This window comes from Streptomyces sp. NPDC057307, assembly GCF_042667665.1.
Classification (GTDB): domain Bacteria; phylum Actinomycetota; class Actinomycetes; order Streptomycetales; family Streptomycetaceae; genus Streptomyces.
Genome location: NZ_JBHUZM010000027.1, coordinates 58,053 through 73,449 on the forward strand (window position 1 = coordinate 58,053; position 15,397 = coordinate 73,449).

General features: G+C 71.4%; 10 protein-coding genes. 8 read left to right on the top strand and 2 right to left on the bottom strand.

Annotated features, from left to right (window positions below; all coding sequences use genetic code 11):
- Positions 1 to 27: 27 nt before the first annotated feature.
- Together ACFUN8_RS13305 and ACFUN8_RS13310 are read right to left on the bottom strand one after the other, a co-directional pair.
- On the bottom strand, positions 28 to 1,278 hold the full coding sequence (locus tag ACFUN8_RS13305) for a class I SAM-dependent methyltransferase (RefSeq protein ID WP_383635393.1): 1,251 nt from the start codon (positions 1,276 to 1,278) through the stop codon (positions 28 to 30).
- A gap of 265 nt (positions 1,279 to 1,543) precedes the next feature.
- Positions 1,544 to 4,714, bottom strand: a complete 3,171-nt coding sequence (locus ACFUN8_RS13310; protein ID WP_383635396.1) for an ATP-binding protein — start codon at positions 4,712 to 4,714, stop codon at positions 1,544 to 1,546.
- 116 nt (positions 4,715 to 4,830) lie between these two features.
- Between ACFUN8_RS13310 and ACFUN8_RS13315 the strand changes: the two genes are divergently transcribed.
- The 8 genes from ACFUN8_RS13315 (at position 4,831) to ACFUN8_RS13350 (ending at position 15,354) form a co-directional block, all read left to right on the top strand.
- On the top strand, positions 4,831 to 5,844 hold the full coding sequence (locus ACFUN8_RS13315; RefSeq protein ID WP_383635399.1) for an ATP-binding cassette domain-containing protein: 1,014 nt from the start codon (positions 4,831 to 4,833) through the stop codon (positions 5,842 to 5,844).
- Positions 5,845 to 5,942: 98 nt separating this feature from the next.
- Complete coding sequence (locus ACFUN8_RS13320; RefSeq protein ID WP_383635401.1) at positions 5,943 to 6,833, top strand: ABC transporter permease; 891 nt, start codon at positions 5,943 to 5,945, stop codon at positions 6,831 to 6,833.
- A gap of 660 nt (positions 6,834 to 7,493) precedes the next feature.
- Positions 7,494 to 9,989 carry a nitrate- and nitrite sensing domain-containing protein gene (locus ACFUN8_RS13325; protein WP_383635404.1) on the top strand — a complete coding sequence of 832 codons (2,496 nt, stop codon included), beginning with the start codon at positions 7,494 to 7,496 and terminating at the stop codon, positions 9,987 to 9,989.
- Positions 9,986 to 10,393 (top strand): roadblock/LC7 domain-containing protein, encoded by a 408-nt coding sequence (locus ACFUN8_RS13330; protein WP_382567181.1) that lies wholly within the window; start codon positions 9,986 to 9,988, stop codon positions 10,391 to 10,393. The genes ACFUN8_RS13325 and ACFUN8_RS13330 overlap by 4 nt, the downstream gene beginning before the upstream one ends.
- A gap of 99 nt (positions 10,394 to 10,492) precedes the next feature.
- Positions 10,493 to 11,695: an ABC transporter substrate-binding protein gene (locus ACFUN8_RS13335; RefSeq protein WP_383635419.1), complete on the top strand. Its 1,203-nt coding sequence runs from the start codon at positions 10,493 to 10,495 to the stop codon at positions 11,693 to 11,695.
- A gap of 5 nt (positions 11,696 to 11,700) precedes the next feature.
- The gene (locus ACFUN8_RS13340) at positions 11,701 to 13,833 is read left to right on the top strand and encodes a branched-chain amino acid ABC transporter permease (protein ID WP_383635407.1); all 2,133 of its coding nucleotides are present in this window, start codon (positions 11,701 to 11,703) and stop codon (positions 13,831 to 13,833) included.
- Positions 13,830 to 14,606: an ABC transporter ATP-binding protein gene (locus ACFUN8_RS13345; protein ID WP_383635410.1), complete on the top strand. Its 777-nt coding sequence runs from the start codon at positions 13,830 to 13,832 to the stop codon at positions 14,604 to 14,606. The genes ACFUN8_RS13340 and ACFUN8_RS13345 overlap by 4 nt, the downstream gene beginning before the upstream one ends.
- A gap of 10 nt (positions 14,607 to 14,616) precedes the next feature.
- Positions 14,617 to 15,354 (top strand): ABC transporter ATP-binding protein, encoded by a 738-nt coding sequence (locus tag ACFUN8_RS13350; RefSeq protein WP_383635413.1) that lies wholly within the window; start codon positions 14,617 to 14,619, stop codon positions 15,352 to 15,354.
- Positions 15,355 to 15,397: the final 43 nt, after the last annotated feature.

The window sequence follows — 15,397 nt, forward strand, 5'->3', positions numbered from 1 at the left end:
TTGTCTCCGTTGTCGCTCGATTCCGGATTACTTGCCCACAATTTCGAGTTCGGGCAGCGGGAAAACGAGCTTTCCGCCGTTGGCGAGGAATTCCTGTTCGCGCTCGATGAAACCGTCGCGATAGACCCAGGGAAGGACCAGCAGCTGATCGGGCTTCCGCGCCTTGGCGGCCTCCTCGGAAACGATCGGAATCCTCGTTCCCGGTGTGAAGCAGCCGTCCTTCTCGGCGTTGACCTCGCCGATGCAGGGAATGTCTTCCTTCGTGATACCGCAGTACTGGAGCACCACGTTCCCCTTGGTCGAGGCGCCGTAGCCGAGCGTCAGCTTGCCCGCGGCCCTGGAGGTGTCGAGGAACTCACGGAGCTGTTCCCGGTGCCGCTCGATCCGCTGCCCGAAGGCGTCGAACGGGATCATGGTGTCGAGCTTGGTCTCGGTCTCCCGCGCGCGCAGCCGGTCCAGGCCCGCCGTGTCGACCGGGCGGGTGCTGGTGTCCTTGGCCAGTACCGTGCACAGGCTGCCGCCGTAGACGTCGGTGACCGTGGCCGACAGCACCTTGAGACCGGCCCGCTCGGCCATGTACTCGATCTGGCGCAGGGCGTAGAACTCCAGGTGCTCGTGGCAGATGTTGTCGTAGCAGTTGGTGTCGAGCATGCTGGGCAGATAGCTGTGCTCGATCATCCAGACGCCGTCGTCGGCCAGTACCGACCGCACGTCGCGCATGAAGGCGATGGGGTCCGGCAGGTCGTAGAACATGGCGATGGACGTGACGATCCGGGCCTGGCGGTCGCCGAGCCGGCCGCGGAACGCCTCGGCCGAGAAGAAGTCGACGATGAGTTCGGACCCCTGCGGGTAGCGGTCGCGGAACTTCTCCGCCGACGGGTCGCAGCCCACCAACTGGGCGCCGTTCGACGGGTACTGGCGCAGCAGGGTCGAGTCGTTGCTGCCGATGTCGAGCACCAGGTCGCCGGGGTTCAGGTCGACCAGCGCGGTCACCTGCTCGACCTTGCCCCTGAGGTGGTTGATCATGAAGGGCCGGATGCTGGAGCGGTAGCCGTACCGCTCGCCGTACATCACCGCCATGTCGGCGTCGTGGCGCAGCTGGACGAGCCCGCACCCGGCCGGCGAACACTTGACGAGTTCGAGCGGAGCCACGGTGTCCGACTCGTCGTCGGTCCGCGGGAAAACGCCGGTGAGAGCCTGCTCACCCAAATCAAGAATTGTCAGGAGTTCCCGATTGCCGCAGATGCGACAGCTATTGATGGTCGTGTGATTCAGCATCCATCCCCCAGCCAGACGCGTTGATGCCTCGTAAATCCGGTGTGCCGAATCACCCTATTGTTCGGGCGGGTCAAGGCAATCACCACGAGAGGGACGCTAACACCGGCCCCGAAGGCTTGACGGGGACTTATAGATAAGTTCACAAAGCCCTGACGCCGCTCCGCCGCGGCGGCCGAAACAGACCCGGGGACGGGTGCGGGAAGGGGTTCGGGGACGGGTGCGGAACTCAAGACGGGAGGGAGGTCGGGGACGACGGCGGAGCGGCTCAGAGTGACCAACGGACGGGCTCGGCCGGGTCGTACCGGCAGGCGGCACCCGTGGACACGCTCGCCCGCAGATGCCGGGCCAGTGCCGGGTGCCGCTTCTCCAGACGGCGCAGCGTATTGCGGATCCGTTCGGTCACCGCCTTGCGGGACCGCTCGGCCTCGTCGCCGAGGCGGCGTGAACGGCCGTGCAGGCCGGTGCTCCTGCGTATCTCGTCGATCAACGCGCCCCGCTCGCGGTCGAGTTCGGCCGCCGTGTCGTCGTCCCCCCGGCCGAGGGCCTCCTCCATGGCCTCGTCGAGCTGCGTCAGCCGCCTGCGGTACGCGGACTTGGCCCGCTCGTCGAGGACCGGATCGGCGCCGGGGCGGCGGGAGCCGGCCACCGCGGCGCCCCCCGCCGGGAGGAGCAGGTCGGCGGCCCGTACGTCGGCTCCTGGCCGGCCGAGCAGGACCCTGAGGTCCTGCAGTCCCTTGGCGTCGGGCATGAGGACGGTCAGCCCCTCGTAGGTGAGCGTCCACACCTGCCCGTCGAACCGGAAGGCGGCCTCCGGCGGTCCGGCGAGGGCGCCGTCCGCGACCGGCCCGCCGAGAGGGGGCAGCAGGTGGACGGTCCCCAGGGCCGCCGCGGCGCGCGCCGCGGCGTCGGCGACCTCGGCGGCGCGCCCGGTGTCACCGGGCCCGCCACGTGCGACGAGTGCCTCGGCCAGCCGGCGGCGGGCCCGTACGGACCACGGGCGCGAACCCATCCGCAGGGCCGCCCGGTCCGCCGCCTCGAAGCCCTCGACGGGTACGTCGCCGGGCCCGTCGGCCGCGTCGAGCAGGGCCGTCCAGAACACGACGGGACCATCGATCGACGAGCCGAACATCGTCAGCCAGCCGCCGGCGAGCGGTGCCAGCTCGGCGCGCACGCGCGCGCGCTCCCCGGCGTCGCCCCCGGCCGCCGCCAACTGGGCGCGCAGGCGCAGCCACAGCGGCTCGAACCAGCGCGACACCCGCGCGCCCTCGATCCGCGCCGCGTGCCGCTCCGCCTCCGCGAGGTCGCCGCGCTCGGCGGCGGCCACGGCCAGCAGCAGGTCCGGATACGGGTGGGCCCGCCCCGCCGCCGAGCGCACCAGGGCGTCGGCGGCCTCGAACCGGCCCTGGGCCAGCTCCAGACTCCACCGCTGCTGGAACCAGAGAGCCGTCGAGTCGCCCTGCGCGTCCGCGTTCGCGCGGGACCCCCGCTCGGCCCCCTCGGCCTCCTCGATACGGGCCCGCGCCTCGTCGAAGCGGCCGGTGAGGGTGGCGAAGGCCACCTGCGTCCACAGGACGGACGACGACGGGACCGCCGAGCCGAGGTCGCGAGCCCAGTCCGTCGCCGCCCGTTGCTCGTCGTGGCCGGCGGGATCGCCCCGCTCCAGCAGCGCCATCGCGCGCAGCAGTGATGCGAGCAGGACCACCGACCCGTCCTCGGCGCGCCGGGCGGCCGCGCCCAGTTCCTCGGCGACGGCCTGTCTCTCACCGGCGGTCCCGAGCGACCAGATCGCGTCGTGACGTGCCATCAGCGCGTCGGCCAGGGCCTCGTCGTTGCCCGCCGCCCGGGCCAGTTCGACCGCCCGCGCGGTCAGTTCCTGCTCCCGTGCGAGGTCGGTGGTGGCGGTGCCCGCCGGCCCGAAGATCGCGGCGTACGCCTCGTTGACCAGATCGGTGGTCAGCCGGACCGCTTCGGGCGGGTGGACCATCCATACGGCTCTGCGCAGCCGGAGCGCGGCGCGCATGAGCAGTTCGGGGTCACCGAGCGACCGGCCGGCGGCGGCCACGCTCTGGAACGTACGTAAGGAGGCGGCCTCGTCGCCCACCTGGTGCTGCGCCGAGCCGAGGTCCAGGGCCACCGCGGACCATTCGCCGGTGTCCTCCCTCGGTATGAGGCGCAGGGCCCGTGCGAGGTGGACGCCCGCCTCACCGGGCGCCAGAAGCCCCCAGGCGGCCTGGGCCGCGGCCTTGAGCAGGGTGACGGCGGTGGTGGCGGGAATCAGGGGCACGCCGAGGTAGGCGTGATGGGCGGCCTCGCCCGGCGCGGCCCGCGCGGCCCCGGCCGGCAGTGCGTCGAAGGCCCGGACCGCCGCCGCGTGCCAGCGGCGGGCGGCGGCCTCGTCCAGGTCGCCGTAGAGCGTCTCGCGCACCAGATCGTGGACGAACGCCAGCCGGCCGGGCTCGGTACGGGGGACGACCAGTCGGCCCGCCACCGCCTCGCCGAGCGGCGCGTCCAGTTCGCGCCCGGACCGGCCGGTCATGTTCGCGAGCACCTCGCGGTCGAACTCCGGGCCCAACACGGCCGCGGCGGCGAGCAGTTCGGCCACCTCCGCGGGCAGCAGCCGGAGCCGGCGGCCGACGGCGTCCCGTACGCCGGGCGCGACGGTGCCGAAGGAGTTCGTGCTCTGCCACAGGCGGGCGGTCTGCTCCACGAAGAAGGGGTTGCCCCCGGTCCGCCCGTGGAGTTCGGCGGCCATCCGCCGGGACGGTTCGTGCCCCGTGGTGCGGACGAACAGGGCGTGGACGTCGTCGGGCCTGAGCCCCGTCAGGGTCACCTGGGTCGCCTTGGCCAGCAGGGGCAGCAGCAGCGGCCCGAGCGGATGGCCGGCGGCCTCCACCTCGATGTCACGGTAGACGCCGACCACCAGCAGTTGCTCGAACCAGGCGTGGCGGGTGACGAATTCGAGGAGCCGGACGGTCGGCGGGTCGGCCCAGTGCAGATCGTCGAGGACGACCACCAGGGGACGCCCGCGTGACGCCGTGACCAGGAACGTCGTCACGGCGTCATGGAGCCCGAAACCGTCGTCGCCTCTCCTGCCGGGGCGGGCCGAGGCCCCGGTCTCCCCGAGCAGGGCGGCCAGTTCACCGCCGGCGGCGTCCCGTGCGGCGGCCCACGCCTCGGGGCCCATCGCGTGCCGCAGGGCCCGGAGGACCTGCACCCAGGGCCAGTAGCTCGGCGCGCCCTCCCGGTCCCAGCAGGTGCCGGTCGCCACGAGCGCGCCGCGCCGTTCGGCGGACGCGGCGGCCTCGGCCACCAGCACCGTCTTGCCGATTCCCGCTTCGCCCGCCACGAAGACCAGACCGCCGTGGCTGCTCAGCGTGCGCGTGACCGCGGCGTCGAGGATCCCCGCCGGGCCCTGTCGGCCGACGAGCGCTGTCACACGTCTCCCCCCGATGTCCGCGGCGCCGCCATTTCCCGTATGGCGACCGCCACGACCGTTGTGGCGCCCTTCTTACGAAGGGCAAGGCTACAGAGGACGCGCGTAGGAGGAACCGAGTGAGTACGAATGCCGCGGCACGGCAGGAGAACGACCGGCGACCGGCGATCGAGGCCCGGGGACTGGTCAAGACGTTCGGGGAGACCCGGGCCCTGGACGGTCTGGACCTGGCGGTGCCCGCCGGCGGGGTGTACGGCGTCCTCGGCCCGAACGGGGCGGGTAAGACGACCGCCCTCCGTATCCTGTCGACGCTCCTGTCGGCGGATTCCGGGACCGCCCGCGTACTCGGCCTCGATGTCGACGCGGACGCCGAGAGTGTGCGCGCCCGGATCAGCCTCACCGGCCAGTTCGCCTCGGTCGACCAGGAGTTGACGGGCCGGGAGAATCTGATCCTGCTCGGCCGGCTGCTGGGATACCCGCACGCCGACGCCAAGGTGCGGGCCGGGCGGCTGCTGAGCGCGCTCGGTCTCACCGACGCCGGCGACCGCCAGACCAAGACCTACTCGGGCGGTATGCGGCGGCGGCTCGACATCGCCGCCGGCATCGTCGTGACCCCCGACGTCATGTTCCTGGACGAGCCGACGACCGGACTCGACCCCCGCAGCCGCAACCAGGTGTGGAACATCGTCAGGTCGCTGGTGGCCAGGGGGACCACGGTCGTGCTCACGACCCAGTATCTGGACGAGGCCGACCAGCTCGCCGACCGTATCGCCGTCATCGATCACGGCCGGGTCATCGCCGAGGGAACACCCGGCGAGCTGAAGGCGTCGGTCGGCTCCGGAATCCTGCGGGTCCGGGTCCAGGATCCCGCTCAGCGCTTCGAGGCGGTACGGGTGCTGACCCAGGCCCTCGACACCGAGGTGCAGCTCGAATCCGATCCCGCCGCGTTCACCGCCCGCGTGGACGACAGCGAGCGCAGCGTGTACGCCCTGGGCGAGCTGATGCGCAGCGGCGTGCTCACCACCGAGTTCGCGCTCGGCCAGCCGACCTTGGACGAGGTCTTCCTGGCGCTCACGGGCCAGCCGGCCGAGAACCCCCCGGGCGCCGACGACAAGGCCGAGGCGGCCGCCTGATCGCCCGGCGCCCCGCGGCGGTCGCCGACCGCTCTCCCTCTCCGTTCGTGCGGCCCCCGTCGTCGCGCGACCGGGCCGTACCGAAGAAAGCAGGCAGCATGACCACCGACACTCCGACCGGCAGTGCCGCGACCACCCAGGTCCACGACGGCGCGGCGGCCCGACCGGGCGAGTCGATCGACTACGACCTCCTCTCCACGCTGACCGAGGGCGGGCGGCCCGAGCCGGCCGGCCGTTTCTCCGCGTCGATGAGCCACCTCTACCGGGCGATGCTGCGCATCAAGCACAGCCCCGCGCAGATCATCGATGTGACGCTGTTCCCGCTGATCATGCTGCTCATGTTCACGTTCCTCTTCGGCGGGGCGCTCGCCGAGGGCGGCACCGGCGAGTACCTGCAGTTCTTCCTGCCGGGCGTGCTGGTGACGACCGTGCTCATGATCACGATGTACGTCGGGCTGGGTCTCAGCAGCGACGCGGAGAAGGGCGTCTTCGACCGGTTCCGTTCGCTGCCCATGTGGCGGCCGTCGGCCATCGTCGGCCCGCTGCTGGCCGACGCGGCCCGCTACACCATGGCCTCGGTCATGATGCTGGCCTTCGGCTTCGTTCTCGGCTACCGGCCCGAGGGCGGCGGCGCCGGGGGCATCGCGGTGGCTGTCCTGCTGATCATCGTGTACGCCTTCTGCCTGTCCTGGCTCTGGACGCTGGTCGGCCTGGTGATGCGCAGTGAGAAGTCCGTGACCGCCGTCAGCATGATGGTGCTGATGCCGCTGTCGTTCGCGAGCAACGTCTACGTCGCTCCCGACACGATGCCGGGCTGGCTCCAGGGTTTCGTCAGTGTCAATCCGATCAGCCATCTGGTGACGGCGGTCCGCGGTCTGATGGACGGCACGGTCACCACCGGTGAGATCGGCCTGGTGCTCGCCGAGGCGGTGGTCATGCTCGCGATCTTCGGCCCGCTCACCATGCGCGCGTACCGCACGAGGAACTGACCCGGCGCGGCGACCGACTCGGCGCGGCGGTGGACCCGGCGCGGCGCGGCGGTGGAATCCGTACACAGACCTTCTGACCGGTGGTGACGCCGGCTCAGAAGGTCTTCTTCTTCGACAGGCCCCCGACCCGGCCAGGGCGGGGGCCGACGCGCGTACGACGACGGTCCCGGGGTGAGCCCCGAGTGCGCGCTTGCGACCGAAATGCCGTCCGTGGCCGGTCTGTTCGGCTCTGTGATCTAACCCTTCGGCAACGACATTCCGGAACGTTCGGCTCCGTCAAGTCGCCACGCCGAAGCATTGCCCGAAGCGTTCCGGTGTTTGGGCAACGAGAGGGCCCCGAGGCGCCGATGGGCAGGTCAGATATGGTGAGGTTGAAACGATTCGGTGATTCCGCTTACGGCTCCGACGGGGGCTTCCACCGTCAGGTTTGGCCGAGTTGGATCGTTCGTGGCCGATTGGACACCTGCATTTTTCGACGATGTACGCATCCGTAACGAGGTGCTACAGCATAGGATCAAGCCGCGCCACGGGGGCCTCGCCAGTCCCTCCCGTAACCCTGCACACGATCTACTCGCGATCCCCACCGACACCCCCCAACCCGTTAATAGGTATCTGCGTGTCACCGATACTCAGCACCGGTTCCGGCGATGGAGCCGCGCAGTGAAAATCAATCGTCGCCTCGTCCTGCTGGTCACCGTGCCTCTCGTAGTGGCCGTCACCTTCGCGGTACTGGCCCTCGCCCCCGCGACCAACCAGGCGCTCCAGGCCAACCGGCTCACCACCATGGTCGATGTCGCCTCGTCCGTCAGCGAGTTGACCCACCACCTGCAGCGTGAGCGAGCGGCCGCGACGGCGCTCGTCTCCACCCAGGGAGATCCCGAAGCGTTCCGCGACACGTCCAGCGCCACGGACAAGAGTGTCGCCCAATTCCGTTCACAGATCGGCGACTTGTCGTCCGTTCCCGGCAACGCGCAGCGCGCGCTGGACCGGATCGACCGCTTCATCGACGAGATGCCCTCGCTGCGCGCCCAGGTGCGCTCCGGAGGAAGCACCGTCACCGCGCTGACGTTCGGCTACCGGATCGTGATCGCCGACCTGATCGACTACCGCGACGGCATCGCGCAGGCCGACGGTGTCGACGCCGACGTCGCCGACCGGATCCGTGCCGCCGCCGCGCTCTCGCGGGCGGGCGAGCACATGGGCCAGCAGCAGGTCGCGGTCATGAAGGCCCAGGCCACGGGTGGTTTCACCGAGGCGTCCAAGCGGACCTTCGACGCCACCAGGATCGGCTACACCGAAGCGACCGGCTCGCTGTTCGACCTGGGCCCGCAGCAGTGGCGGACCTGGCTGGAGCGCACGCTCTCGGGGCCGAAGGCCCTGAAGGCACGCCAGCTCGAGGACCGGATCAGCCGCACCGCGCCGGACGAGAAGCTCACCGTCGACGCGAAGGAATGGCAGCAGGCGTCGGCCGACCGGCTGGACCTGCTGCGCTCGGTCGAGAGCCGTATCGACGACTCCGTCCTCAAGACCGTCACCGAGACGCGCACCACGCTCGCGTGGGTGGCCGGCGCCGAGGTGGCGCTGGTGCTCCTCACGCTCATCGGCGCGGTCGTCGTCGCCATCCGGCTCGGCCGCGTGATGATCCGCAGGCTGCGGGATCTGCGCAACGCCGCGCACGAGGTGGCGCACACGGGTCTGCCGCGGGTGATGACGGAGCTGTCCCAGCCCGGCGCGCTCAGCGGTGCCACCCCCGAGCAGGTCGCCGAGCGGTCGGGCAACCCGGTCAAGACCACCGGCCTGGACGAGATCGGCGAGGTCGGTGAGGCGTTCAACGCCGTCCACCACGAAGCCGTCCGACTGGCCGCGCAACAGGCCCACATCCACGAGCAGTTCGCCGAGACGCTGGTCGGTGTCGCCCGCAGGGGCGCCCAGTTGACCACCGTCATGGTGTCCGAGCTGGACACGGTGCAGCGCGACGAGGCCGACCCCGAGCGTATGAAGACCCTGTTCGCGCTCGACCACCTCGCGATCCGCATGGAGCGCAACACCAACAACCTGCTGGTGCTGGGCGGTTACGGACACGGCCGGGTGCGGTCCGCGGACATCTCCTGCTCGACGGTGATCGTGGCCGCCGCGCAGCAGATCGAGCGCTTCGACCGGGTGTCCCTCGGTGTCATCGAGTCCGGCATCGGGATAGCCGCGCGCGTGGTCCACGACGTGGCGCACATCCTGGCCGAACTCCTCGACAACGCCACGCGCTTCTCGCCCCCCGACAAGCAGGTCGGGGTCGCGGTCTGGCGGCTGTGGGACCGCGCCGTCGTACAGATAGTCGACGAGGGCGTGGGCATCACCGCCGAGCGGCGCGCCAACCTCAACAAGGGGCTGCTGGAGCCGAAGTCCGGTATCGGCGACGTGCGTTCCATGGGTCTGCACGTGGTGGCGCGGCTCGCCGCCCGGCACGGCATCGTGGTCGAACTGCGGGACTCCTCGGGGCCGGGCACGATCGCCGAGGTCACCCTGCCGGCGAACGTACTGGCCGCGGCTCCGCAGGAAGCCACGCCGCGCCCGCAGGGCTCGCTCGGGGAGCGTCCCGGTGTGCAGTACGAGGCACCGCGCCCGATCACCGCGCCCGGCCAGACCGGCCGCCGGCAGAACGCCGGGGCGGGCGCCCCGGCCGGCCGGAACGGCATCGGCAGGAACGGCGACGCCGCCGACTCGGGCGACTACAACCCGGGCGGGGCCGGCGCCACCGCCGGGGCCGCCACCGCCGGCGCGACCCAAGGGTCCCCGGGATCCAACGGGTCCAACGGGTCCGACCCGGCCACGGCCTCACCAAGCCCCCGGGGCGACGACCGCGCGAGCGCCAACGCGCCCTCCCAGCACCCCGTGCACGCGGAGCCGGTCTCCCGTATCGCGGGAGTCAGCTCCTCCGGACTGCCGCTGCGGCAGCGCAACACGCCCAAGCAGTGGCCCACCTTGGGCAAGCGTGACGGCGCCGAACAGCGATCCGGCGCCGCACCCAAGCCGTCGCCCCGCCGCCGGGACTCCCGGCAGGTCTCTGACGTCCTGGCGGCCTACGCCCAGGGGATCAACAGGAGCACGAGCCACCGCGGGCGCTCCGCCACCGACGACGACACCCAACGGAGCAAAAAATGACGACCTCACCCAACGACCTCAGCTGGATCCTCAGCGGTTTCGCCGGGCGTATCCCGGAGGTCACCCAGGCCATAGCCGTGTCCGTGGACGGACTGGCCCTGGCCTACACCGGGGTGGAGCGTGACGACGCCGACCGGCTGGCCGCCATCGCATCGGGTGTCGTCAACCTTCTTTCCGCCGCGGCCCAGTTGACGAACACCGACCCCGTCGAGCACAGCCTGACCGCCATGGAGGGCGGCTACATGTTCTCGATGGCCGTCTCCAGCGGCGCCTCCCTGCTGGTGACGACCACCAGGGACGCGGACATCGGCGAGGTCAGCTACATGATGTCCGAACTGATCAACCAGGTCGGCGACTCCTTGACTCCCCAGGTCCGCGACGCGAACGCGCAGCCCCTGCGCTGACGTCCGGGTCGTACCACGCCCCACCGTTCGGTTCGTTTGCCGTTCGTGCTGTTCCGCTCGTTCCGTCCGTTTTTCCACTTCCTCCCGATGAGAGCCCTCATGTTCTTCGACATATCCCTCCCGCGAGGCCGCAGAGTCCGGCCGGTCGGCGCGGCCGCGCTCGCACTCGGCCTGGCAGCCGTCACCGGGTGCAGCAGCGACAGCGGCGCCGGCGACGACACCGTGAAGGTCGGCCTGGTGGCCTCGCTGTCAGGCACGTACGAGCCGGTCGGCACGGAGCTGCGGAAGGGCTTCGAGCTGTATCTGGCGACCCACGACAACAAGCTGGGCGGCCGAAAGGTCGAGCTGGTCGTGGCGGACGAGGGCGACGGTCCGCCGACCGCGGTCCCCGCTGCCACCAAGCTCATCAAGAAGGACAAGGTCGACGCGCTGACCGGCCTCGTCGGCGGCGGTTCGGTCAACGCGGTGCTGCCGCTGATCAACCAGGCCAAGATCCCGCTGCTCGGGTCGAACGCCCGGCCGCCGGTCAAGGACATGAAGTACGTCTGGACGACGAGCTTCCTCTCCGACGAGCCGGGCAAGGCCATCGCCCCGTACATCAAGGAGAAGGTGGACGGCCCGGTCTACGCGATCGGCCCCGACTACCAGGGTGGCTACGACGAACTGCGCGGTTTCACCGACGAGTTCAAGAAGGTCGGCGGCAAGCTCGCCAACCCGGACGGCAAGACCAAGTGGACGCCGTTCCCGAAGACCACGAACTTCATGCCGTACTTCGCCGACATCGCCAAGACGGACGCCAAGGCGGTGTACTGCTTCTACGCCGGCAAGGCCGCCATCGACTTCGCCAAGCAGTACGCGCAGTCCGACGTCGCCGACATCCCGCTGTACACGGCCTTCGTGACCGAGGGCAGCGTGCTCCAGGCACAGGGTGCCGCGGCGAAGGACGTCTACTCGGTCCTGAACTACGCGGCCGACCTCGACAACGAGGCCAACCGTAAGTTCGCCGCCGACTGGACCGCCAAGCACGACACCCAGCCGACGACCTACGCGATGGCCTCGTACGACGCGGCCGCCGTGCTGGACCAGGCGATCGGTGACGCCGCCGAGAAGGGCGAGGTCACGCCGGAGACCATCAACACCGCCATCGGCGGTCTCGGCCAGATCGACAGCCCGCGCGGCGCCTGGGAGTTCGGCGACAAGGCGCACTCCCCGGTGCAGCAGTGGTACCTGCGCCAGGTGCGCCAGGACGGTGACCAGTTGGCCAACGTCATGGTCCAGGACCTGGCGACCCTCGGCAGCTGACTGAGATGAATCTCCTTGATGCCCACCTCGTGCCGGCGGTGGACGGCGTGGCCTACGGGCTGCTGCTGTTCGTGGTCGCCGCCGGCCTGAGTCTCGCCTTCGGCACCGCGGGCGTGCTGAACCTGTCACACGGCACGCTGTACGCGATCGGCGCCTATACCGGTGCCGAGTTGAGCGACGGGACCTGGGGCGGTCTCGCCGTCGGACTCGCCGCCGGCACCGCGGCGGCGGCCGCCGCCGGTGCCGGTCTGTCCGCGGCGACGATCCCCCTGGCCCGTCGTGGGCATCTCGCACAAGCACTGCTCACGTTCGGACTGGCCCTGATCGGTGGCAATCTGCTGATCGAGTTCTTCGGGGCCGACGAACTACCGGTACGCGTCCCCGAGGTGCTCGACTCCTCGGTGACGCTGCTGGGCCACCGGTACCCCGCGTACCGGCTCTGCTTCATCCTGATGGCCGTGCTGCTCGCGGCGTTCGGTACGTGGGTGCTCACCCGCACCCGCGTGGGTGCGGCGGTACGGGCCTCCGCCGACGACCCGCAGATGCTGGCCACCACCGGGCACAGCCCCCGCGCCGTGCACACCGGGGTCCTGGCCGCCGCGGGGGCGCTGGCCGGGGCCGCCGGGGTGCTCGGCGCGCCCATCATCGGTCCGGGCGCCGGCACCGCCGACACCGTGCTGATGCTGTCCCTCGTGGTGGTCGTGCTCGGCGGGCTGCGCTCGCTGTGGATGACCTTCTTCGCGGCGATCGCCGTCGGTGAGGTGCAGACGCTCGGTGTCTCGCTGGCACCGGACTGGGCACCGTACCTGCTGTTCGCGGCCATGGCCGCCGTACTGATCCTGCGCTCCCAGTTCACCGAGCCGGCCACGGCCGGGCACGGGGGCGGGGACGGTGCGTCGGACCCGGTGGAGTGGCTGCGGCGACGGCTCTCCGCGTCGTTCAAGGGGCGGGGTACGGGTACGGGCGACGTATCCGGCAGCCCTGCCGCCGTGGACAAGAAGGAGCCTGTACGGGCTCCCGCGAGCGGCGGGCCGTTGCTGCGGCTGCTCCGGGGCGGCCCGGACGACAGCACGCTCGCCGCACGGGGCCGCCGGGCCGCGCCGCTGCTCGTCCTGCTCGGTGTACTCATCGCCCTGCCGACGCTGCTCGACGCGTACAGCATCTCGCTGGCCGGCTCCGCGCTGGCACTCGGGCTGCTCGCCGTCAGCGTCACCATCCTGACCGGCTACGCCGGACTGCCGACCCTGGGCCAGACCGCGCCGTTCGCCGTCGGCGCGTACGCCACCGCGAATCTCGCCGACGCGGGCTGGACGGTGGGACCGGTCCAGATCGTCGTCGCGGCCGTCGCCGCCGCGCTGTTCTCCGTGGTGACGGGGCCCGCGGTGATCCGGGCCCGTGGGACCACGGTCCTGATGATCACGCTCGCCATCGGCGAGTTGGCCAGTGCCGCCATCAACCAGCTCAAGTCCGTCACCGGCGGCGCCGACGGCCTCGTCGGCTTCCCGCCCACCCAGGCACTGTGGGGCGGGGAGGGGATGATCGACGAGAGCCAGGTCTACAACTACGCGCTCGTCGTCGCGGTCGTCGCCGTCGTCGTGACGATGGTCGTGCTGCGCTCGCCCGCCGGAAAGCTGCTGACCGGCAGCCGTAACGCCGAGGCGCGGATGCGCGCGTCCGGGCACCCGGTGGGGCGCTACCTGTTCATGGCGCACATCGGCGCGGGTGCGCTGGCCGGGGTCGGCGGTTCGCTGATGGTCACCGTCCAGCAGTACCTCTCCCCCGCCGACGTCGGCTTCGAGATCGCGGCGTTCGCGCTGCTGGCGGCCGTCATCGGCGGCAGTACGTCCGTCATCGGCGCCCTGCTCGGTGCCGGTCTCATCGTCTTCACCCGTGACTGGGTGGCCAGTTCATGGCCGGGTCACGGGCCGCTGCTGCTCGGCGCGCTGTTCGTCGCCGCCGTCTATCTGCTGCCGCGCGGTCTGGCGGGGCTGCGTCTGGGACTCGGGTCCGGTGGCTCCGGCTCCGGCTCCGGTGGGCGGGGACCCGCGACGTCCGATCAGCCCCCGTCAGGCCAGCTTCCACCAGGTCAACTCCCGCCCGACCACGACGGCGTTCCGGCCGGAAAGGTCGCCCCATGACAGCTGTACTGGATCTCCAGAACCTCACCCGCCGGTACGGGAGCCTCACCGCCGTAGACGACGTCAGCCTCCAACTCCCCGCCGGGGCACGGCACGCCGTCATCGGCCCCAACGGCGCGGGCAAGACCACCCTGCTGAACCTGATCGCCGGTACCGACCGCCCCGATCACGGCACCATCGCCCTGGGTGGCGCCGACATCACCCGTAAGGCCACCGCCAAGCGAAGCCGACTCGGCATCGCGCGCAGCTTCCAACAGCCTTCCGTGATCGGAGAGTTGTCCGTGCTGGACAACATCGTGCTGGCCGGCTGGCTGCACCATCCGCTGCGCCGGGGCGCGTGGCGGCGGCCGTCCCGCTACCGGCAGCACGCCGAGTCCGCGGCCCGCCATCTGGAGGCCGTCGGCCTGGCCGACTCCGCCCGCAGGCCCGCCGCCGACCTGTCCCACGGCCAGCGCCGCATGCTCGACCTCGCGGCGGCCCTCGCGGGCGACCCGCGCCTGCTGCTGCTCGACGAGCCCGCGGCCGGTCTGACCGACGGCGACATCGGCCGGCTGCTCTCGATCCTGGGCGGCCTGCCGGACAGCGTCGCCATCATCCTGGTCGAGCACCATGTCGAGGTCGTCGCCGAACTCGCCGAGACGGTGACCGTGTTGGCGGCCGGCCGGGTCCTGATCACCGGGCCCACCGCGGAGGCGCTCGCCCATCCGGAGGTCCGCGACGCGTACCACGCGACCGGCGCCACGGTCCGCGACACAGCAGAAGCGAGAGGGTGACCGACCACCGATGCTGGAACTCACCGGCCTGACGGCGGGCTACCACGGCGGCACCGTCCTGCACGACCTCGACCTGACCGTCCCCGCCGGCTCCGTCCACGCGATCGTCGGCCACAACGGGGCGGGCAAGACCACGCTCATCCACACCGTCGCGGGGTTCATGCGCCCCTCCGCCGGGTCGGTACGGCTGAACGGCCGGGAGGTGACCGGGCACCCCGCGCACAAGGTGGCGCGCGCCGGGATCGGCCTCGTACCGCAGGGCCGCCGGGTCTTCGCGGGCCTCACCGTGGCGGAGCACCTGCGGCTCTCCCACCGCCCGCCGGGGCGTGGCGACGCGACCCGGCCCAGCGAGTGGACCCCGGCGCGGGTCCTGGAGCTGCTACCCCGGCTCGGTGAGCGCCGGAACAACCGGGGCACCGACCTGTCCGGCGGCGAGCAGCAGATGCTCGCCCTGGCCCGCGCGCTGCTCGGCTCGCCGAGCGTGCTGCTGCTGGACGAGCCCACGGAGGGGCTGGCGCCCGCACTGGCCAAGCAGATCTACGAGTTGGTCAGCACGCTGGCGGAGGAGGGCATCGCCGTGCTGCTGGTGTCGCCGAGCCCCGCGCAGGCGGCCGAGTGCGCCCGTACGATCACGGTCCTCACGTCGGGGCGGGTGACGCTCCGGATGGACGGCGCGGACGCCCGTACGGATCCGACGGCGCTGCACGAGGCGCTGGAGCTGACGCCGGTACGGTCCGCGGCGCGCTGAGGAACGTTGTCGCTCACGTGCCGGGCGGACCGCATATGCGGTC

Excerpts from the sequence above, each read along its gene's own strand:
- ACFUN8_RS13305 (WP_383635393.1), bottom strand. The coding sequence starts at position 1,278 with ATGCTGAATCACACGACCATCAATAGCTGTCGCATCTGCGGCAATCGG.
- ACFUN8_RS13320 (WP_383635401.1), top strand. The coding sequence starts at position 5,943 with ATGACCACCGACACTCCGACCGGCAGTGCCGCGACCACCCAGGTCCAC.
- ACFUN8_RS13330 (WP_382567181.1), top strand. The coding sequence starts at position 9,986 with ATGACGACCTCACCCAACGACCTCAGCTGGATCCTCAGCGGTTTCGCC.
- ACFUN8_RS13335 (WP_383635419.1), top strand. The coding sequence starts at position 10,493 with ATGTTCTTCGACATATCCCTCCCGCGAGGCCGCAGAGTCCGGCCGGTC.
- ACFUN8_RS13340 (WP_383635407.1), top strand. The coding sequence starts at position 11,701 with ATGAATCTCCTTGATGCCCACCTCGTGCCGGCGGTGGACGGCGTGGCC.
- ACFUN8_RS13345 (WP_383635410.1), top strand. The coding sequence starts at position 13,830 with ATGACAGCTGTACTGGATCTCCAGAACCTCACCCGCCGGTACGGGAGC.
- ACFUN8_RS13350 (WP_383635413.1), top strand. The coding sequence starts at position 14,617 with ATGCTGGAACTCACCGGCCTGACGGCGGGCTACCACGGCGGCACCGTC.